The organism is Paenibacillus popilliae ATCC 14706, from assembly GCF_000315235.1.
GTDB lineage: Bacteria > Bacillota > Bacilli > Paenibacillales > Paenibacillaceae > Paenibacillus_B > Paenibacillus_B popilliae.
This window is the reverse complement of sequence record NZ_BALG01000048.1, coordinates 23,078-40,866: the sequence shown is the minus strand read 5'-3', so window position 1 is coordinate 40,866 and position 17,789 is coordinate 23,078. Positions and strand designations below refer to the sequence as shown.

Genomic DNA, 17,789 nt, shown 5'->3' with positions numbered 1-17,789 from the left:
TCGACATTTTTCATCTTCAAAGATTTTATCGCCCTTACGGTGCTATGCAGCGCTGCATATATGCTGGCTATGTATAGGAAGGACAACATATGAATCCATGGTATGCGCTCAAGCGTGAATTCAATCGTACGCAATGGGGAAAAAGATGGGCTGTCGCCGCAATCCTGCTTTTCGTTGTCAGCCTGATACGAATCATGGGCGAGCTGGCGAAAATCGACAGCCGTTCACTCAATCTATGGGATTCTGTATTCCTTGTCATACCATAGCAATCTTTTATTTTTTTGTTATATTCCTACATTTCTCGTTTTATTATCGGATGCCGTATCCAGCTCTTCCATCGCCCATGAATACGTGGTTCAGATACGCTGCCGCTCACGTTCGCTATGGTGGAAGAACAAAATCATTTATGGCCTGGTCAACATGTGCGGCTATGTCCTGTTGTTAAGCATATGTCCTGTTGTTGTGGCGCTGTTGTCCCAACAACAGGTAAGCTGGCAGTGGAGTCCCTACTCGTTATACGTTTTCGAGCAAGATTTTATGCTGAGCCATATCCCGGTCAATTTCTCGGCTTATTCGCCAGGCGCTGTTTTTCTCATGCATGTTTTATTGCTGTTAATGACATTTTTCGTGTTAGGCACCAGTACCATGTTCTTCTCTCTCGCTTTTAAGCATGGATATGCCGGTAGCATCATCACGTATACGTTACTATTAATCAATCATTTTATCGCCAATGATAGCATATATTCTTTATTTCGTTATATTTCCATAAATCAATTGTATATCGATGTAGAGCGTTCCGGTACGGGAAACCTATCCATTTTTGACGCCTATACGCTGCTTGCCTTATTGTCGCTCGCTTCCGTTGCTGCCGGATTTTATTTGTGCAACCGCACCGATTTTTTACAGAAAGAGCATACCCGCTGGTAAGGATGATACCAATGCTGAACATGTTGCGATTCGTGCGATTCGATTGCCATCATTTTTTTCGGATGTCTACATTAGGGAATATCGTGTTATTCCATAGCGCGCTTGCTCTCTTTGCCGTATATGAATTGAAGCAACGGTCTCCTCAGGCAACAGGGATGGATCTGTTCATGTATATGTATGGGGGACTTCCTGTTCAGGGAGCGACGACCATTTGGGTCGTGATCAGATGGGTGCTCATTGGTTTGTTTTTGAGTTATTTGATCGGTCAGGTACTGGTGCAAGAGTTTCAGGCCAACAGAGTGTACATTCTTGTGCGCAGCCGATCCAAATCGCTTTATTTCCTTTCCAAATGGACTTTTATTACTTTTTTCCTTTATCTATCTGCTCGTCGGCGCTATCGCAACCTATGCAATGGGGAGAATTTTTTTATACCCCTCTTATGATTTCAGCACCGATTTTATGACTCTTTTTCAAATAAAGCAGACTGACTTTCATCTTCTCACATTATTTTTTCTTCAATACCTGGTGTTCGTAAATATATCGATAATCCAATTGTTTCTATGTTTTGCGATGCATAAACTCATCTATTCTGCAGCCATCATCGCGGCGCTTATGTGTATAGATATCAAATTACTTCAAGAGCCGAACAAGGTTGCGGATGCGATATTCCTTAATAGGGGGATGGCATGGCAGCATGTAAGCGACGCACCTTATGACCTAACTATGTCGCTGCTCGTGCTCATCGGTACAGCCATCTGTTTGTCCATTCTGTCTCTGTATCTATTCCATCGCAAAGATATTTTCTGACCACCGGAGGGGTTCTTATGGCGAAGCACATTACGATAAATGTAATAAATGTGACGAAAATCATGAAAAAGCAAGCGGTGCTGTCCAATATCAATATGACGTTTGAAGCGGGCAAAATATATGGAATTGTAGGCCATAACGGATCAGGGAAAACGATGCTGTTCAAATCGATTTGCGGATTCATCAAGCCGACTTCCGGGGAGATTACCGTATGGGATCAAAGCATAGGAAAGAAATCTGTATTTCCGGAACATGTAGGCGTTTTACTGGAAACCCCCGGCTTTCTCCCTCATAAAAGCGGGTTGGAGAACCTTGCCTATTTAGCGTTCATTAACAACAAAATCAATAAAGCGCAAATCAAAGACAGTCTCGCAAAAGTAGGATTACAGCCTGACGATAACAAGAAAGTGAAAAATTACTCGTTAGGGATGCGGCAAAGACTTGGCATTGCACAGGCGATTATGGAGCAGCCCAAAATTATTATTTTGGATGAGCCGATGAATGCGCTGGATCAGGATGGCATTCAATTGATTACAAACATGCTGCTGAACAAGAAAAAAGAGGGCTGTACGATATTGTTGGCTACTCACCACGAGTCTGACATTCATTCTTTATGCGATTATGTTTATCGGTTGGAGAACGGGGTTATCAGAGAGGAGTTTGCCCTGTGAAACATAAAAACACAGTTATCATCGCTCTGCTGCTGTTATTACTTGCCGTCGCCGCCTGTGCCCAGCAAGCGGAGCCTGCGCCGCCAGCAAACGATCATGAACCGAAACAAATCCAGATTACGGTAATCAATTCGACTGGCCAGGAAATTTCCGGGCTGCGCCTGAATACAGGGGAAAACAAATACAATCAGAGCATTCGTTTGCCTGCCGGGCAGCATTTTCAGACCGCCTTCCCTTATGTTCGGGGCGCAACAGATAAGTTATATTTGTCCTATGCTGATGCGCAAGGAGCAGAGCAGAGCATCAAGTTCCCGCCATCCAACTGGATCGATCATGACTCCTTGGTGTTCGTCATGGATATGCGGAGCTACCATAATGGCATTTATGAATATGTATGTTACGCAAATGAGGAAGAATATCAGAAGTTCAGTAATGATGATGTGGTGTAGCCAAAGCCAGCACACGATCAAGCCGTTTTGAGATTGGTAACATGAACAGCAGATAGGAAGTGTGATGGCGTCCATCGACAGGGAGGGGACTCAATATTGGACACCGCGAATCGGGAATACGAAAAAAGCCATGCATCGCAAGGCTTCCGAATGGGTTATGTATGGTGCGGTAGAGAGGACTCGAACCTCCACGGGCGTACGCCCACTACCCCCTCAAGATAGCGTGTCTGCCATTCCACCACTACCGCACATTGAACTCCTCAGCAAGAGGACAACAACAGTTACTATACTACCATCATTTGAGCCGGATGTAAAGTGGAATTGTTTCTGCAAAAATCGGCACCAAAAGCAAAGGCACAGGTTGCATGTTCGTGCACCTGTGCCTTTGCCTTTGTTATCAATTTAGTCCTGCTTCGTCAAAATCAGCGGGCCATCGGCCGTAATCGCGAGCGTATGCTCATACTGCGCGGACAAACCGCCATCCTTTGTTCTCGCCGTCCAGCCGTCCGGATCGCGCTTGCTTTGCCAGCCCCCGGTATTCAGCATCGGCTCGATCGTGATGACCATGCCTTCCTTCAGGCGGATGCCTTTACCGGCAGGCCCGTAATGGAGCACTTGTGGCTCCTCGTGCATATCCTGCCCGATCCCGTGGCCAACGAATTCACGCACGACCGACAAGCCTTCGGCCTCGGCTAACGTCTGAATCGCATGCGCGATATCGCCGAGGCGGTTGCCGATGATCGCTTGCTCAATGCCCTTGTACAGCGACACTTCCGTCGTCTTCAGCAAATGGGCGGCCTCGTCCGAGATGTTGCCCACCGCGTAGGACCAGGCGGAATCGGCCAGCCAGCCGTTCAGATTCACGACCATATCGATCGTGACGATATCCCCGTCCTTCAGTTCGGTCTCGCCCGGAAAGCCGTGGCAGATGACATCGTTGACGGAAGCGCATGTCGCATACGGATAGCCCATATAGCCTTTTTGCTCCGGCATCGCGTTATGCTCCTTCAAAAACCGCTCCACAAAGCGATCGATTTGCATCGTGGTGATGCCTGGGCGGATCATTTTCTCGATCTCCATATGGCAGGCCGCTAATATTTTGCCCGCTTCGTGCATTTTGCCAATTTGTTCCTTGGTCTTGATAATAATCATATTCAACACCTCTTGGTTCGCTGCCGGATCAGATTCGGAACCAACTCCTTCACTCGGCCCGGCGCTTGGAAATGGTAACGAGGTTCAAGTCAATACGATGTCCCGGTAAAAGAAAAAAAGCCTTGTAGTATGCCAAGACTTCGCTCATTCATCATGAAAATTATGGTGCGGTAGAGAGGACTCGAACCTCCACGGGCGTACGCCCACTACCCCCTCAAGATAGCGTGTCTGCCATTCCACCACTACCGCACGTATGTTGGAAACGATGCTTCCGCATTGCAACCGTAAAAAGAAAACTGGTGAGCCATGAAGGACTCGAACCTTCGACACCCTGATTAAAAGTCAGGTGCTCTACCAACTGAGCTAATGGCTCGTGCTGCTTGAACATTGCTGTCCGCCATATCATCTATAAGAAATGATGGTGACCCGTACGGGATTCGAACCCGTGTTACCGCCGTGAAAGGGCGGTGTCTTAACCACTTGACCAACGGGCCACGTCTCAAAAATTCATTACCTCACGGCAACAATTAAGAGTATAACAAACGCCATGGCCGTTGACAAGCTTTTTTTCGGTATTTTTCAATGTGCTTTTCGCCTGCAGCGTAAACCTAACCTCTTGCACAGATCCTCCAGTGTGGGATTCCGTAACGCAACTTTTGGAAGGCATGGCAGCAGTCAGCAACACGATGGGTATCGATGCGTGCACACGACTCCAGGCACATGCAGACGCCGCCAGACGCTAGTAACGCCAGTAGTTGATTTCCTATTTAATATATATTTAGGAAAAGATCCCTCCCGCTTCTCAGAGGATATACGACAAGCACAGGGTCGCTGTCCCGAAATAGACCGTGAGCGAAAAGATATCGTTCAGCGTCGTAATGAGCGGCCCGGACGCTACCGCCGGATCGGCATTCAAGCGATACAGAATAAGCGGGATAACGGTCCCTGCCATTGTTCCGATAATGACCGTCAGGAACAAGGAGCTGCCGACGACAAGCCCGAGCGGAAGGCTGGACTGCCAGAAGCCCGCGACGAGCGCAACCGTAAGGCCGCATACGGTGCCGATAATGAGCCCGACGACAAGCTCGCGTCCGATCAGCCGGTTGATGGAGCCTTTGTCCAGCTTCTCCGACGCCAGCCCGCGAATGACGACCGCCAGCGATTGCGTGCCTGTGTTCCCCGTCATGCCGGCGATCATCGGCATGAAGAAGGTCAAGGCGACGACTTGCTGCAGCGTCTCTTCGAAGCGGCTGATGATGCTGCCCGATACCAGGCCGAGGAACAGCAGCATAATAAGCCAGGGCAGACGCCGTCGTGCTGCCGTGAACGGATTCGTACGGAAATCGATCGTCTTGTCCGTAGCCGAGTATTTATTGAAGTCCTCATGCGCTTCTTCCCGTAGGACGTCAATGACGTCATCGACAGTCACGATCCCGATCAGCCGGATATTTTCATCCACGACCGGCATCGAAAGGAAGTCATATTGCTCGAACAGACGGGCGACTTCTTCCTGATCCGTGTCGGCGGTAACCGAGATGACCTTCTCATTCATCAAGGCTTGAATCGACACCGTCCCCTGGGCCAGCACCAGCTCGCGGTACGAGAGCGTGCCGACAAGACGCTTTTCTTCATTTACGACATAAAAATAATGCACATGCTTCGTCAATTCGGCGAAAGCCTTTACCTTCTCGACGGCTTCATGCACCGTGTTGCGCTCATAGAACCAGACATAGCGGTTCGTCATCAGGCCGCCAGCCGTCTCCGGCTCATAGGTCAAGAGCTGGCGTACCGTATCGCTCTCTTCCCGCTTCATCAGCGATAGCAGAAATTCCTTCGCTTCCACGCTGACGGCCGCCATCGTATCGGCCAGGTCGTCGTTATCCATGCGGTTCAATACTTCTGCAGCCCGCTCGCGGCCGAGCATCTGAAATGACTCCAGTTGCAGTGCTGGATCCAGCTCGCGCATGATGCCCGTAAGCCGGTCGACGTCCAGCAACTCCAGCAAGCGGGTGCGGTGCGTCATCTTCGCGTCCCGGTAGACGAGAGCGAGGTCATACGGATGCCAGTATCGGAAGGCATGCCGAATTGATTCGTCGTCTCCCTCCAGAATCTGAATCGCTTCTGCCACGATATCCTCCGACCCTCTGCCTCCGTTGACCGTATCGTTCGGGTCATCGGTCTGTTGTCTGCTCACGCTGCCACCTCCTTCATGATGTTCTGCAGGACTTTTCCCTCCGCCGTCCATGCGCCGCACCAAGGCCAATCGCTTCATAATATGATAAACGCATTCCATCGGTGCCGATACGTCGTGCGGCCTGCGAACTTTACCTATTAAATCTTTCATATTATATGAAAAAAGGCAAGGAATAACCGCATCCCTTCGGCTGCGGTCCATCCTTGCGTTATTGCTTCGTACGGAGCCAAGCGGCTGTCCGAACCGGCGGCAGATCTCCGCCTAACATTTCCTTTTTCCTGGCGGCTATGAGCGGAATCTCGTTCTGCTGGCCGCACTTCATTTGATCCGCCTTGCTGAAGGAGCCTGGATGCTCAACAGTATGGCGAGCAAGATAGATCCTTTTTGTCTAATGGTTAGCCCCTCTTTTGTACACGCTTACATTTAGATATAAAAAAAATCCCTTGCGGGACTTATTGTTGAAATCATAAGTGGCGGAGAGAGAGGGATTCGAACCCTCGCGGCTGTTACACCCTAACGCTTTAGCAAAGCGCCCCCTTCGGCCTCTTGGGTACCTCTCCGTATAAAAATGGCTCCCCGAACAGGACTCGAACCTGTGACAACTCGGTTAACAGCCGAGTGCTCTACCAACTGAGCTATCGGGGAATGACAAATATTAATCTATCACAGAATAGAACAGATGTCAAGCAGGTGGATATGAATTTCGTGTTCCCTTTCATCTCCTTCCCATCGCCTACCCTGCCGCCCGGCCAAAGTCGATCCCGCTGACGTCCCGCGAGTATAGAAGGCCGGCTGTCGACCCGTCGTCATTCCGGACGGCAGGCGCAATGCCGGTCCCCTTCAACGCATTCACCTTCTTGTATCCGCGCGCCGCGTGCTTCATCTTCGCCATCTTGCGAAGGGACGCCTGCTCCTTCCCTGCTTCGTGGGTCGCTTTCAGCAAGCCTGTCCAACCCCCACGCCCGTCGTCCAGACGGCCAATGATACCGGCCTTTAGCAGCCTCCCGACTTCCGCCTCCAGCTCTCGAAGCCCTCAAGCACCGCTCCTTGCGTCGGCCTTACCCAAGGCGTACCACCTGCTTGCGCACGGCGCTGACATTTCTTCCACCTTGCAAGGTCCCGTGATGACAATCGTTCTCCCTTCCAGCTTAGAATTCAGCTATGCTTCTTCCTACCCGTCTCTGTGCGGATCGGAACGAGCCGGAGCTTGCCGCGGCAACGTCCGCACACATATTTCGTCACATCCACTCTCCGCTTACGGAAATAGGCGTGGCGGCAATCAACACATTCCAAGCGATAGCGGTAAGGCAGCCTGTACTTGCCCTCTGCATCGGGTAAGGAACGGCAATAGCGCGAGCCCCCCACGGCCTGAAGCAGCTCCTTGAATTCGTGATCGCGGTGCCGGTAGCCTCTTCCTTCCAGGTGAAGATGGTAATGACACAGCTCATGCTTGATGATCCGTTCGACTTCCTCCTCGCCGAAGGTCTCCATCTGCTTCGGGTTGATCTCGATATGATGGGAGGCCAATAGATAGCGTCCCCCGGTCGACTTCAGCCGCCCGTTGTAGCGCGCTTGATGCCGGAACGGCTTGCCGAAATCCCGCAAGGACACCTTCTCCACCCATTGCTGCAGCGACTGATTCGTATAGGTCATCTATATCACCCTGCTTCCTACTTGAATTTGTACTGGAAGTCTTGTACACTGTCAAGAGTAGAATTGCGGATAAAAAGAGGGATGCTGGATGGTGAAGATGCGCTATATTCTGTTCCAATTGGGGAGCGACTTGGAATTCGTCGAGATGCCTGCCGAATACGCGTACCAACTGAGCGCTCTGAATCTGCGCTTGCATAAGGAAATCAGCAAGCTGACGGCGGAACGGGTGCCGAAGCTGCCCGTGGCGATCGCGGAATGCGAACAGCTGGAGCTGCTGCAGGAGGAGACGCGCGCGTGCAACGGACTCGAATACATGAACCGGTTAGAACAGGCCTTCGCCGGGATTCAAGAGGAGCATTATCCCCTCGTCGCGTTGCTGACAGAGATACGGGCGCTGCAGGCCCAGATGGAGCAATGGTACGAGGAGGAGATCAAAGCGTCCGGCATTCAATAGCGGAATGTCAGCGTGACGAGCTGCAGGCGATGACGCAAGCGATGAACCGAATACGCAACAACTGATCATAATCGGAACGAAGCCCGCCGCCTCGTTCCGGTTTTTTGCGTCGGACCTGCACCAAATGCGGCGGCAGCCCATAAGATAGCGTTACAACGAAGAATATGTCCCCGGGCTGAAGGAGGGAGACTCATGCCGCAATGGTTATGCAACCAGTTGATGCGGGCCTTTCACAAGAAAGACCGCCGCCAGATCAAGCTGTTGAATGAGTGCTGGTTTTTTTATCGTTCGAAGCAGCGCGTTCATCCGTAAATGCAAGCGCTATTTCCACAAGTCCAAGGCGCCTGAGGACATGTCCGGACGGGAACCGTAGCCCCGATCGAATGAAGCCCCGCAGCGCCCGTCTATGCGACGGACGGCAACGGGGAGAGGGGGATTATTAGCGTTCGCGACAGGCAAGCGCGTTATCCTTATTGCAGGTTATCGACACTGGAGCGCTTCATCGTCAAGCCGACGCGGCCTTTTTTCACATCGACGGACAGCACCCATACCGTGACGTTGTCCCCAACGGACACGACATCGAGCGGATGCTTCACATAGCGCTCGCTCAGCTGCGAGATATGTACAAGGCCGTCGTTTTTGATGCCGATGTCGACGAAGGCGCCGAAATCAATCACATTACGGACCGTTCCCTTCAGTTCCATGCCCGGCTTCAAATCTTCAATCTGAAGCACGTCCGTACGGAACACGACCGGAGGCAGTTCCTCCCGCGGGTCGCGGCCCGGACGGAGCAAGCTCCCGATAATATCTTTCAACGTCGGGACGCCTACTTCCAGCCGTTCCGCATAGCCGTTCACGTCCACCTTGCGCAGCCTCTCAGCCAGCTCCAGCGTGCCGATATTGTCGGAACTGACCCCAAGCTCGGCGAACAACCGGTCGACCACCGGATACGATTCCGGGTGAATCGGTGTATTGTCCAGCGGATGCGCGCCATCCGGTATGCGTAGAAATCCGACGCATTGCTGGAACGCCTTAGGCCCGAGGCGGGCGACCTTGGACAGTTGCTTCCGCTCGGTGAATTTGCCGTTCTCCTCGCGGTGCTTGAAGATATTTTTGGCCAGGGTCGCATTGATGCCCGATACGTAGGATAGCAACGACGGGGAGGCCGTATTCACGTCAACCCCGACATGGTTGACCGCAGACTCCACGACGGCGCCCAGACTCTCCTCCAGGCGCTTCTGCGCGACATCGTGCTGATATTGTCCGACGCCAATCGCCTTCGGGTCGATCTTCACCAGCTCGGCGAGCGGATCCTGCAGCCGGCGGGCGATCGAGACGGCGCTCCGCTCCGCAACATCGAGGGTCGGGAACTCCTCGGCCGCCAGCTTCGATGCCGAATAGACACTCGCCCCCGCCTCGCTGACAATCACGTAATGAAGCTTCAAGTCCGGACGGAGCTGAATCCAGTCGGCAACGAACTGCTCTGTCTCACGCGAGGCCGTGCCGTTGCCGATGATGACCAGTCCGACGCCGTAAGTATCCGCGAGCCGGTCGAACGTCTTCATAGCTTCCACCGTCTTATGATGCGGGGCGGTCGGATACGTGACAGCCACCTCCAGCAGCTTGCCCGTCTCATCGACCACCGCCAGCTTGCAGCCGGTCCGGAAGGCCGGGTCGACGCCAAGCACCGTCTGCCCCCGGACCGGCGGCTGCAGCAGCAGGCTGCGCAGATTTTGCGCAAATACTTGAATGGCCTGCTCCTCCGCCTTCTCCGTCAGTTCTCCGCGCGCTTCCCGTTCAATCGAAGGTGCAATCAGACGCTTATAGGCATCCTCGATCGTCGATTGAAGCAGCCCGTTCACAACCGAAACGCCCCGGATCATGCGCTTGCTCATATATGCCAGAATCTTGTCCACGGGAACATCGAGCGCAACCTTCAGGACGTCTTCTCTCTCCCCCCGGTTAATGGCCAGAATGCGGTGGGACGGCAGCCGCTTAACCGGCTCCGAATATCCATAGTACATCTCATAGACCGATTCCTGTTCTCTATCCTTGGCTTCGGTGCGAATGACGCCCTGATCCATCGTATACCGACGAATCCAGGCGCGTATATCCGGATCGTCGCCCAGCATCTCCGCGATAATATCCTGGGCGCCCTGCAGCGCATCCTCGACGGCAGGAACACCCTTCTCTTCGTCTACATAAGCGAACGCCTCCTGCAGCGGATCGCCCTGCTTCGGCAAGGAGAGAATCCACTGCGCCAATGACTCGAGCCCGCGTTCCTTCGCCACACTGGCGCGCGTCTTGCGCTTCTGCCGATAAGGGCGGTACAGATCCTCCACTTCCTGCAGTTTCGAGGCATGGACAATCGACTCTAGCAGCGGCTCTGTCAGCTTCCCCTGCTCGTTGATGAGCCGGAGCACCTCGCGCTTTCGTCCCTCCAACCCCCGCAAATAACCAAGCCGCTCCTCCAGCGTCCGGAGCTGAGTCTCATCCAGTTCCCCCGTCATCTCCTTGCGGTACCGGGCGATAAACGGGATCGTGTTCCCTTCATCCAACAGTTCGATCGTCCGTTGAGCTTGTCCGCGTCCAAGGGACAATTCCGAGGCGAGCTGATGGAGAAGTCGTTCCGGCTCGCTAGTTTTCATCTGTTCAATTTCCGCATCCAGCGCTTGCACTTCCATCGTTTCGTCACGTTCGGTCATGTATGACTTCCTTTCCACGCCTGTTTCTGCAACCCTTTACAGCCTACTCAATATTGTCGCAAAAACAAGCCACAAAATCCACACTCTTCTTCATTGTGACTTCATGCCGTATGCAGGAAGATGGTTCGATACGATGGAGACTTCCGCGCCGGTCTTGGTTCGACATCCAGCACCTTCGTTAAGAACCGTTATGCAAACACAAGGGAATAGGTACAAAGGAGCTCGTGGAAACAAAAAAACGAGGCAAGCCTCGTTCAGTCGATCGTAATCAGTTTTTAAAAATCAATCAATCCGAGGCTGATAAGCAGTCCGTCATCGACCTTATGCATCATCTCTTCATCTAAATGCGTTATTTTGTCGGTGAGCCGTTGTTTGTCAATGGTGCGGATCTGTTCCAGCAAAATGACGGAATCACGGTCGAAGCCATGCATCTTGGCGTCAATTTCAACATGTGTCGGCAATTTGGCCTTCTGAATCTGCGCCGTAATTGCCGCCACGATGACGGTTGGGCTGAACCGGTTCCCGATATCATTCTGAATGACGAGAACGGGACGCACCCCTCCCTGTTCTGAACCTACGACGGGCGATAAATCCGCAAAAAAAACGTCGCCACGCTTTACAATCAATGTCTACACCCCGCTAACCAAGCGGTCAAGCGTACCATCCGCTTCGACTTCTGCGTAAAAAGCCTCGGATGCCATCGTCAAGTTAATCTTGGCCATTTCCATATAGCCGCGCTGCATTGATTCACGAATATGGCGCTTCTTGCGCTCTTGCAAATACAACTTCATCGCTTGGCGAATAAACTCGCTTCGATTTGATTTTTCCATAGCAACGATACCGTCCACTTCTTGCAATAGTTGGTCGGGCAAGCTAATCATAATTCGTTTGGTGTTCTGAATATTAGCCACCTGTCCTCGCACCCCCAAAGCCTTTGCTGCCTATACCCATTATGTCGATTCTGTAGAAAAATTATACAGCAGCATATATATGCTTCTTCCATATCGAGTATGTTGCAGACCTTCTGCCTGCAGACAATTCCTGAATATTAATTCTCTCTTTAGCGTGAAAATCCTGCCGAAAATGTAAAAATAATTCCGGTAAAAGGTGCCATTCCCCTAAATTTCGTCAATTTAATACAGCTTCGGCATATGCCTCTGCTTGCAGCAGCGGGTTGATCACTTTGACGGGCTTCCCGCTCTCGATATAGAGGCGCGGCATACGATAGGCAACCATGCAGACGACTTCATAATGGAGCGTGCCGATATGCTCGGCGATCTCCTCCGCCGTAATGCGTTCTTCGCCCTGCTCGCCAAGAAGTATCACTTCTTCTCCCGGTTCCGGGAATGACCCATCTTCGCCGAGCGGCTCCAGCGAGACCATGCATTGATCCATACAGATGCTCCCCAGCACCGGTACGCGCCGGCCGCGGATCAGCATATGCGCTTTTCCGCTTAGCATACGGGAATAACCGTCGGCATACCCGACAGGAATTGTCGCGATACGCTCCTCCGCACTCGTATAATAATGCATGCCGTAGCTGATCGCCTCGCCGGCGGGAACCGTCTTCGCATGGACGATGGCCGTCTTCAGGCTTAGCACCGGCCGCAATTGGATTCGCTGGCGGTGCACATCAGCCGACGGGTACAACCCGTAGGCACTGATGCCCACTCTTACCATATCATATGCGGACTCAGGCAATTCCATTGCAGCCGCGCTGTTGCTCGCATGTATCAGCGGAACGGTCAGTTCCTGTCTCTTCAGCTCCTCGATGACGGCCTCGAACCGTTCCTGCTGCAGGCAGCTGTAAGCTTGATCCTTCTCATCCGCCCCCGCGAAATGGGTAAACACCCCTTCGACCAGTATGCCGTCAATCGACTGTAGGCGGCGGACGCAGCGGGCCGTATACTCCGGCGTGCGAAGACCTAACCGTCCCATGCCGGTATCCGTCTTGACATGCACCTTGAGCAGGCGCCCGCCGTACCGGGTTGACAGCCCCGGTGCCGCTTCCTCCAGCTTGCGGATACACTCCTCGGTACATACCGTCAAGGAGATATCATGCTCAAAGGCAGCTTCAATCCCGGCAGGCGGCGTATAACCCAATATCAATATCGGCATCTGTACGTCGGCGCGGCGCAATTGCACGGCTTCATCCAGGAACGCCACGTTCACATAATCCGCTCCGAACCGTTCCGCGGCGCGCGCGATCTCCACGGCGCCATGTCCGTAAGCATTCGCCTTCACACAGACGCTCAGCTTCGTGGCAGACGGAAGCGCGGCGCGAAAAGCTTCCATATTGTGACGCAGCGCATCCAGCGAAATCTCCGCTCGCGTCGGACGATAATACGCCTCCATGGTCAGTCACCTTCTTCATGTCTGTTCATCCCGTTCCATGTAACAAACCTATGTTAATGCCCATGGCGGAGACTGTCAACCAAGGAGAGTCGGAATTACCACCCATTACTAAGGGAAGTTCACCCATTTATACCTGCATGCCGATCGCGATAAGGTCCGTATCCCGTTAAGCGCCACGGAATACGGACCGGAGAACTGGACCCTGAAGTCGTTATTTCCCAGGCTGATCCACGAGCGATTGTGCAATTCTCACCATTTCTTGTTCCGGCAGGTCGCCGCTAAGCATCCGATACTTCACTCCTTCATAGGTCCAGGTCAGCGTCTTCTGCTCCTCACCGGCCATTTGCCCATAGGTGAAGCCCAGGTCCACCGCCTTCGATTCACCGACCTGAAGCCCGACTTCCACATCCTTCGGCCGGGATTCGATCAGCGTGAACGAATACGTGCCCGTATACCGCATCATGACTGGATAATCTCCGTTGTTCGGCAGCTCCTTCTGATCGAGCTTGGCTACGTCTTCCGGGAGATAGGACGGCTCAATGAAGCCGAATGGCCCCATATCCTTTTCCACCTGCGCAGTATCAGGCTGCTGCCCTGCTTCATCTGTACCTTCGTCTCCGTCCGCAGGGGCAAGCGTCTCCTGGGATGGCGGCTGTCCGTTCTTATCCAGCTCACCGTTTGGAATCTTCGCATGATTCATGCCGGTCATATTGCGCTGCATATCGAAGGAATCTTTATCGAATTTCTTACCGAATTCGAATTGATTGAACTTCATCTCGACGACAACCTGCGCTTCCGAATCGGTAACCTGCACCTGCTTCGGCGTGTAATCGCTCTTGTGCAGCCAGATCTTCTGGCGGACGAGCGAGTCGGTCTGATAATCGGCTACCACATCGAATACATAGCTGTCGCCGTCCTCGGTGAACTGGCGTCCCTCATCCGAGAGAATGCTGCGGACCAGGGTCTGGTAGAGGTATACTTGACCTTGATTCTCCGGCCACTCGCTCTGAAAGCGGAAAATCTTCTTCAGGCTCGGCGTCAGCACGAATACGCCCTCTTCATTGCGTAGCACGATCTGCTTGATATCCTTCTTCTCGTTCGTCAGCTCAATCCGATAATAAGTCGGATCCTGATACCACACCTCCACGCGATACTGCAGCGGCTGTGTACCGGAATGCAGCGTCATCGTGCCGATGCCGGCATAGCTTTCCAATTTGCTCATTACTTGATCCAGGTCATGGACCACATCGGTTGCGTCCTTCTTCCCGCATCCGGCGACCAGGATCGCCACACTCATCACGATGGCCAACATCCACGTGAGTCGACGCATGTAATCATCCCCTCTGACATGAGTATTCTTCGATTCGGTGTACTCCCATCACTGATAACATGTCTATGAAGGAATTGGACCAATTATGCGGACTAGATTGACAAGCACAATCTATCTTCGAAGCGGTGTCCTACTGAAAAGAGCTTGAATGAGAGCGGGATTTCAAGGATACACTACTCGAAAAAGAAAGGCAGGTGCTCCCATTAATGGATCCATCGGATCGCGAGACCGAACACAACCATACCGATGTGTCTACGATACAATCGCAGCGCAATGACCTGACGGCGGAGGAGTTCCCAGAAGGGCCGTACGGAGCGAGCATCGAATCGGAATCGCTTGGCAAAAGCACGCCGTGGCGCAATGGGCAGCATGGCCCGCGCCCGTTCGGCAATGAAAACCTGCAATTGCACCAAGGATGGACACGTAACTTTCCCGACGAAGACCTGATGACGGAGGACTCGCAAAGGGAACGGATGGAAGACGAATAGACCCGCCGGAAGAAGTCTCCGGAAGATGGCCTGTCTGCGTCATTGCAGATGAAACCGCTCGTGAATGATCGCTCGCGCCTGCTCCATAACCGCATGCGCTTCCCGATCACGGCTTGCTTGCACTTGATGAATGGCCGCATGAAGCGCCTCTTCGGTGCGGGTTCCGCTTCGGATCGCTTGCAGTTGTTCCGGGCGGGAGCAGCTTCCGGCTCGAACCGGAACCTGATCGAAATGAACGACCGCGAAGATGGCTTTTTACAACAGCATCGTCTGTTCCTCCGGATTGATGTGGAGCGGCCCGACATATTCCAAGGCAATGCCTAGCCGGTTCGCCGCATCTTTCACCCCTTGCTCGATCATCCGCCAATACAGATTGTCCAGCCCCTGCGAGATAAGGATGTGAACTGAAAGGGAAGATAAAGAAAGGACAGGAACAGCAAGCCAAGGACACCACCCCACCTCTTATCCGACATAGCTCATCCCTCCCAACAAAACGGAATACGCTTACAAATTTGATAGTCATAAGGCCCCGCTGACAATCCGGCCCCCGTGAAGATCTAAATCTACATCGGTGGGGAAATCTTATAAAGATCTCAACGGAAACGTGTTACCGTCCGATTAATAATTGCCATATCACAGGAATAGTATATCATCCATATGATAAAACACTATCCATTTACATTCAGTCTAAAATATAGTATAAGTGATATAGTAAAAGTAGTTGGGATATTTTAGAATAAAATTTCTCGCATTGAGGTGTTCACAATTGAAAAGAAGACGCCTGACCACGCTTCTCGCTTCCATCGTATGTTTGACTGGCCTCCTAGCAGGATGTCGAGAAAATGAAGCTCCTCCGTTCCCCAAAGATAAAAAGGCAGCGCTCACGATTGCTTATACAAATGAAAGCGCGTTTTTTAAGCGCTACGACAATCTGTTCAATCTGGAATATCCAAACCTTAGGCTTACGATTACATCCACCATTCCGCTCGTGTCGAAGAAGATTTCTGTGGAGAACTGGGTGAAGCAGAACAAATTCGATATTATCTATTTGCCACCGGATATATTGAAGGAAATGGCAGATCGCAATGATTTGCAACCATTGGACTTATGGATTCAGAGAGATTCCTTCCCGTTGGACGACTACATTCCCCAAGTCGTCGATTATGTCCGTTCGATCGGAAGCGGGAAGCTATACGGATTGCCTCCTAGCTTCTACGGACAAGCTATCGCATACAATAAAGACCTTTTCGATGCGTACCATATCAAATATCCGCACGAAGGAATGACCTGGGAGGATCTGCTCCGCTTAGCCGGGAGATTTCCTGCGAAGGACGAGCACGGCAATGCGCTTATCGGGCTTGCAACTCACGCCCCTTCTTCCTTTGAATTTATGTTGAAGGTCGGCTTCGGCCAAGGCTTAACGATGATGCAAGGCAACCCGCCCTCTGCAGCGGTCGCCAGCGATTCCTGGAAGCAAATCTGGAAGCTTACGCTGCCTCTCTTGCAGGGCGGACAACTTATGAACAACTCTGATTCAAATACGTATATGGATGCCTTCCATGCCGGCCAGCAAGCCATGGCCGTCGTTAATTATGAGGAGTACAAGCCGCTTGCCGGCAAGAAGGAACTTTCATTCCAATGGTCATTAGCTCCGTTTCCAACGCATCCAGCTCAGCCGGATAACAACGATACGTTGCAAATCGATGGGTTGTATGCAGTGTCCGCTCAATCTGCCGACAAAGAAGCGGCTTGGGAACTGGTAAAGTTTCTCAACTCCCGTACCGTTGCCAAATGGGATTACCGCTCTTTATTTGGTTTCTCTACCCTACAGAGCGAGGTAAGCACGAATCAAGAGGAACGAGAGCGCTTGTCTGCCATGTACGCACTGCGGCAAACTTACCGTCCTGTGGAAAGAGTACCGTCGGAACTGATAGGGAAAGCGAATACGGCGATTCAAGGCATACTGGACGGAAGCCACACGCTAGAAGAAGCATTGGATCAATTGCAGCGCGACTCGCAGCAGCTTATCAAATGATTCCGGTGTATGCGGACATTCCGTTTCCATAAACGACGCATCCACAGTATACCAATCGGTCGTTCATTGGCCTTAGGGGGGTGATTCATTTTTTGCACCTCGGAACTGCAGAATGGAGTGGAACATTATTAAATGAAGGAGATGGTAAGGATGACCAGGAAAATCACGGTGTTATGTGTGGCAACTGCGTTGTGTCTCGGTACGGCCATGTCCGTGTCCGCAACGACTTGCAAAAAAGACCCGAAAGCATTTACGGATGCGTACATCGACTATGTCGTCGGTGACGATGAGAAAGTAAAAGGCAAAGCCTATGCCCGGACAGGAAATGCGAACATGAAAAAAATCAGTGTATTCGGCACCTTCTATCAAGGAAATGTCAAGAAGGAACAGGGAAGCAATTCTACGACCACACATAATGAAACAGCATGGTACACGAGAGAATATGATTCCTCAGGTTCCTACTCGCTAAACTCGGTCTCGCGGACCTATTACAAGGATGGCACAGAGAGCTGTCAATCATCGATGAAAAATTTTTCTTGGCATTAATCTACACAAGGGTGGGCTTCTCC

Annotated in this window: 21 protein-coding genes and 6 tRNA genes; 12 read left to right on the top strand and 15 right to left on the bottom strand. The window is 52.0% G+C overall.

The window, feature by feature from the left end; all coding sequences use genetic code 11:
- Window positions 1–89 precede the first annotated feature (89 nt).
- The 6 genes from PPOP_RS22550 to PPOP_RS05630 all read left to right on the top strand — a co-directional run bounded on the left by PPOP_RS22550 (window position 90) and on the right by PPOP_RS05630 (window position 2,854).
- A complete protein-coding gene (locus PPOP_RS22550) occupies window positions 90–266 on the top strand; it encodes a hypothetical protein (RefSeq protein ID WP_006285132.1) in 177 nt (58 codons plus the stop codon).
- 154 nt (window positions 267–420) lie between these two features.
- On the top strand, window positions 421–927 hold the full coding sequence (locus PPOP_RS05650) for a hypothetical protein (RefSeq protein WP_042227552.1): 507 nt from the start codon (window positions 421–423) through the stop codon (window positions 925–927).
- Window positions 928–938: 11 nt separating this feature from the next.
- The gene (locus PPOP_RS05645; RefSeq protein WP_042227550.1) at window positions 939–1,370 is read left to right on the top strand and encodes a hypothetical protein; all 432 of its coding nucleotides are present in this window, start codon (window positions 939–941) and stop codon (window positions 1,368–1,370) included.
- 238 nt (window positions 1,371–1,608) lie between these two features.
- Complete coding sequence (locus tag PPOP_RS25050; RefSeq protein WP_267879055.1) at window positions 1,609–1,734, top strand: hypothetical protein; 126 nt, start codon at window positions 1,609–1,611, stop codon at window positions 1,732–1,734.
- A 17-nt stretch (window positions 1,735–1,751) separates the two neighbouring features.
- Window positions 1,752–2,405 (top strand): ATP-binding cassette domain-containing protein, encoded by a 654-nt coding sequence (locus PPOP_RS05635; protein ID WP_006285130.1) that lies wholly within the window; start codon window positions 1,752–1,754, stop codon window positions 2,403–2,405.
- Window positions 2,402–2,854 (top strand): hypothetical protein, encoded by a 453-nt coding sequence (locus PPOP_RS05630; protein ID WP_006285129.1) that lies wholly within the window; start codon window positions 2,402–2,404, stop codon window positions 2,852–2,854. Before PPOP_RS05635 ends, PPOP_RS05630 begins: the two co-directional genes overlap by 4 nt.
- A 162-nt stretch (window positions 2,855–3,016) precedes the next feature.
- Here the strand turns inward: PPOP_RS05630 and PPOP_RS05625 are convergent.
- The 10 genes from PPOP_RS05625 to PPOP_RS05580 form a co-directional block, all read right to left on the bottom strand.
- A tRNA-Leu gene (locus tag PPOP_RS05625) sits at window positions 3,017–3,102 on the bottom strand.
- A gap of 154 nt (window positions 3,103–3,256) precedes the next feature.
- Window positions 3,257–4,006 (bottom strand): type I methionyl aminopeptidase, encoded by a 750-nt coding sequence (gene map / locus PPOP_RS05620; RefSeq protein ID WP_006285128.1) that lies wholly within the window; start codon window positions 4,004–4,006, stop codon window positions 3,257–3,259.
- A gap of 163 nt (window positions 4,007–4,169) precedes the next feature.
- A tRNA-Leu gene (locus PPOP_RS05615) sits at window positions 4,170–4,255 on the bottom strand.
- A 48-nt stretch (window positions 4,256–4,303) separates the two neighbouring features.
- Window positions 4,304–4,379 (bottom strand) — tRNA-Lys (locus PPOP_RS05610).
- Window positions 4,380–4,425: 46 nt separating this feature from the next.
- Window positions 4,426–4,500: transfer RNA gene (locus tag PPOP_RS05605), tRNA-Glu, on the bottom strand.
- A 308-nt stretch (window positions 4,501–4,808) separates the two neighbouring features.
- Complete coding sequence (mgtE, locus tag PPOP_RS05600; RefSeq protein ID WP_006285127.1) at window positions 4,809–6,200, bottom strand: magnesium transporter; 1,392 nt, start codon at window positions 6,198–6,200, stop codon at window positions 4,809–4,811.
- Between the two features lie 471 nt (window positions 6,201–6,671).
- Window positions 6,672–6,760: transfer RNA gene (locus PPOP_RS05595), tRNA-Ser, on the bottom strand.
- Between the two features lie 9 nt (window positions 6,761–6,769).
- Window positions 6,770–6,845: transfer RNA gene (locus PPOP_RS05590), tRNA-Asn, on the bottom strand.
- Window positions 6,846–6,933: 88 nt separating this feature from the next.
- Complete coding sequence (locus PPOP_RS19295) at window positions 6,934–7,143, bottom strand: hypothetical protein (RefSeq protein WP_006285126.1); 210 nt, start codon at window positions 7,141–7,143, stop codon at window positions 6,934–6,936.
- 212 nt (window positions 7,144–7,355) lie between these two features.
- On the bottom strand, window positions 7,356–7,853 hold the full coding sequence (locus tag PPOP_RS05580) for a SprT family protein (protein WP_006285125.1): 498 nt from the start codon (window positions 7,851–7,853) through the stop codon (window positions 7,356–7,358).
- 88 nt (window positions 7,854–7,941) lie between these two features.
- Here PPOP_RS05580 and PPOP_RS05575 point away from each other — a divergent pair, with 88 nt between their 5' ends.
- The gene (locus PPOP_RS05575; protein WP_006285124.1) at window positions 7,942–8,307 is read left to right on the top strand and encodes a hypothetical protein; all 366 of its coding nucleotides are present in this window, start codon (window positions 7,942–7,944) and stop codon (window positions 8,305–8,307) included.
- Between the two features lie 192 nt (window positions 8,308–8,499).
- Window positions 8,500–8,619, top strand: coding sequence for a cortex morphogenetic protein CmpA (gene cmpA, locus PPOP_RS20080; protein ID WP_006677697.1), 120 nt, complete (start codon window positions 8,500–8,502; stop codon window positions 8,617–8,619).
- 158 nt (window positions 8,620–8,777) lie between these two features.
- On the opposite strand, the gene PPOP_RS05570 is transcribed toward cmpA, so the two are convergent.
- From PPOP_RS05570 to PPOP_RS05550, 5 genes are all read right to left on the bottom strand, one after another.
- A complete protein-coding gene (locus tag PPOP_RS05570) occupies window positions 8,778–11,012 on the bottom strand; it encodes a Tex family protein (RefSeq protein WP_006285123.1) in 2,235 nt (744 codons plus the stop codon).
- Between the two features lie 275 nt (window positions 11,013–11,287).
- Window positions 11,288–11,638 carry a type II toxin-antitoxin system PemK/MazF family toxin gene (locus PPOP_RS05565; RefSeq protein WP_006285122.1) on the bottom strand — a complete coding sequence of 117 codons (351 nt, stop codon included), beginning with the start codon at window positions 11,636–11,638 and terminating at the stop codon, window positions 11,288–11,290.
- Between the two features lie 3 nt (window positions 11,639–11,641).
- Window positions 11,642–11,923: a CopG family ribbon-helix-helix protein gene (locus tag PPOP_RS05560; protein WP_040731899.1), complete on the bottom strand. Its 282-nt coding sequence runs from the start codon at window positions 11,921–11,923 to the stop codon at window positions 11,642–11,644.
- Between the two features lie 217 nt (window positions 11,924–12,140).
- Complete coding sequence (gene alr, locus PPOP_RS05555) at window positions 12,141–13,367, bottom strand: alanine racemase (protein ID WP_006285120.1); 1,227 nt, start codon at window positions 13,365–13,367, stop codon at window positions 12,141–12,143.
- 211 nt (window positions 13,368–13,578) lie between these two features.
- Window positions 13,579–14,697 carry a DUF4367 domain-containing protein gene (locus tag PPOP_RS05550; protein WP_006285119.1) on the bottom strand — a complete coding sequence of 373 codons (1,119 nt, stop codon included), beginning with the start codon at window positions 14,695–14,697 and terminating at the stop codon, window positions 13,579–13,581.
- Between the two features lie 206 nt (window positions 14,698–14,903).
- Here PPOP_RS05550 and PPOP_RS05545 point away from each other — a divergent pair, with 206 nt between their 5' ends.
- From PPOP_RS05545 to PPOP_RS05530, 4 genes are all read left to right on the top strand, one after another.
- Window positions 14,904–15,185, top strand: coding sequence for a hypothetical protein (locus PPOP_RS05545; RefSeq protein ID WP_006285118.1), 282 nt, complete (start codon window positions 14,904–14,906; stop codon window positions 15,183–15,185).
- A 42-nt stretch (window positions 15,186–15,227) separates the two neighbouring features.
- Window positions 15,228–15,509, top strand: a complete 282-nt coding sequence (locus PPOP_RS05540; RefSeq protein ID WP_148277838.1) for a hypothetical protein — start codon at window positions 15,228–15,230, stop codon at window positions 15,507–15,509.
- 442 nt (window positions 15,510–15,951) lie between these two features.
- On the top strand, window positions 15,952–17,220 hold the full coding sequence (locus tag PPOP_RS05535; protein WP_093470981.1) for an ABC transporter substrate-binding protein: 1,269 nt from the start codon (window positions 15,952–15,954) through the stop codon (window positions 17,218–17,220).
- Between the two features lie 150 nt (window positions 17,221–17,370).
- A complete protein-coding gene (locus tag PPOP_RS05530) occupies window positions 17,371–17,766 on the top strand; it encodes a hypothetical protein (RefSeq protein WP_006285115.1) in 396 nt (131 codons plus the stop codon).
- Window positions 17,767–17,789: the final 23 nt, after the last annotated feature.

Excerpts from the sequence above, each read along its gene's own strand:
- PPOP_RS22550 (WP_006285132.1), top strand. The coding sequence starts at position 90 with ATGAATCCATGGTATGCGCTCAAGCGTGAATTCAATCGTACGCAATGG.
- PPOP_RS05650 (WP_042227552.1), top strand. The coding sequence starts at position 421 with ATGTGCGGCTATGTCCTGTTGTTAAGCATATGTCCTGTTGTTGTGGCG.
- PPOP_RS05645 (WP_042227550.1), top strand. The coding sequence starts at position 939 with ATGCTGAACATGTTGCGATTCGTGCGATTCGATTGCCATCATTTTTTT.
- PPOP_RS25050 (WP_267879055.1), top strand. The coding sequence starts at position 1,609 with ATGGCATGGCAGCATGTAAGCGACGCACCTTATGACCTAACTATGTCG.
- PPOP_RS05635 (WP_006285130.1), top strand. The coding sequence starts at position 1,752 with ATGGCGAAGCACATTACGATAAATGTAATAAATGTGACGAAAATCATG.
- map (WP_006285128.1), bottom strand. The coding sequence starts at position 4,006 with ATGATTATTATCAAGACCAAGGAACAAATTGGCAAAATGCACGAAGCG.
- PPOP_RS05580 (WP_006285125.1), bottom strand. The coding sequence starts at position 7,853 with ATGACCTATACGAATCAGTCGCTGCAGCAATGGGTGGAGAAGGTGTCC.
- PPOP_RS05575 (WP_006285124.1), top strand. The coding sequence starts at position 7,942 with ATGGTGAAGATGCGCTATATTCTGTTCCAATTGGGGAGCGACTTGGAA.
- cmpA (WP_006677697.1), top strand. The coding sequence starts at position 8,500 with ATGCCGCAATGGTTATGCAACCAGTTGATGCGGGCCTTTCACAAGAAA.
- PPOP_RS05570 (WP_006285123.1), bottom strand. The coding sequence starts at position 11,012 with ATGACCGAACGTGACGAAACGATGGAAGTGCAAGCGCTGGATGCGGAA.
- alr (WP_006285120.1), bottom strand. The coding sequence starts at position 13,367 with ATGGAGGCGTATTATCGTCCGACGCGAGCGGAGATTTCGCTGGATGCG.
- PPOP_RS05550 (WP_006285119.1), bottom strand. The coding sequence starts at position 14,697 with ATGCGTCGACTCACGTGGATGTTGGCCATCGTGATGAGTGTGGCGATC.
- PPOP_RS05545 (WP_006285118.1), top strand. The coding sequence starts at position 14,904 with ATGGATCCATCGGATCGCGAGACCGAACACAACCATACCGATGTGTCT.
- PPOP_RS05530 (WP_006285115.1), top strand. The coding sequence starts at position 17,371 with ATGACCAGGAAAATCACGGTGTTATGTGTGGCAACTGCGTTGTGTCTC.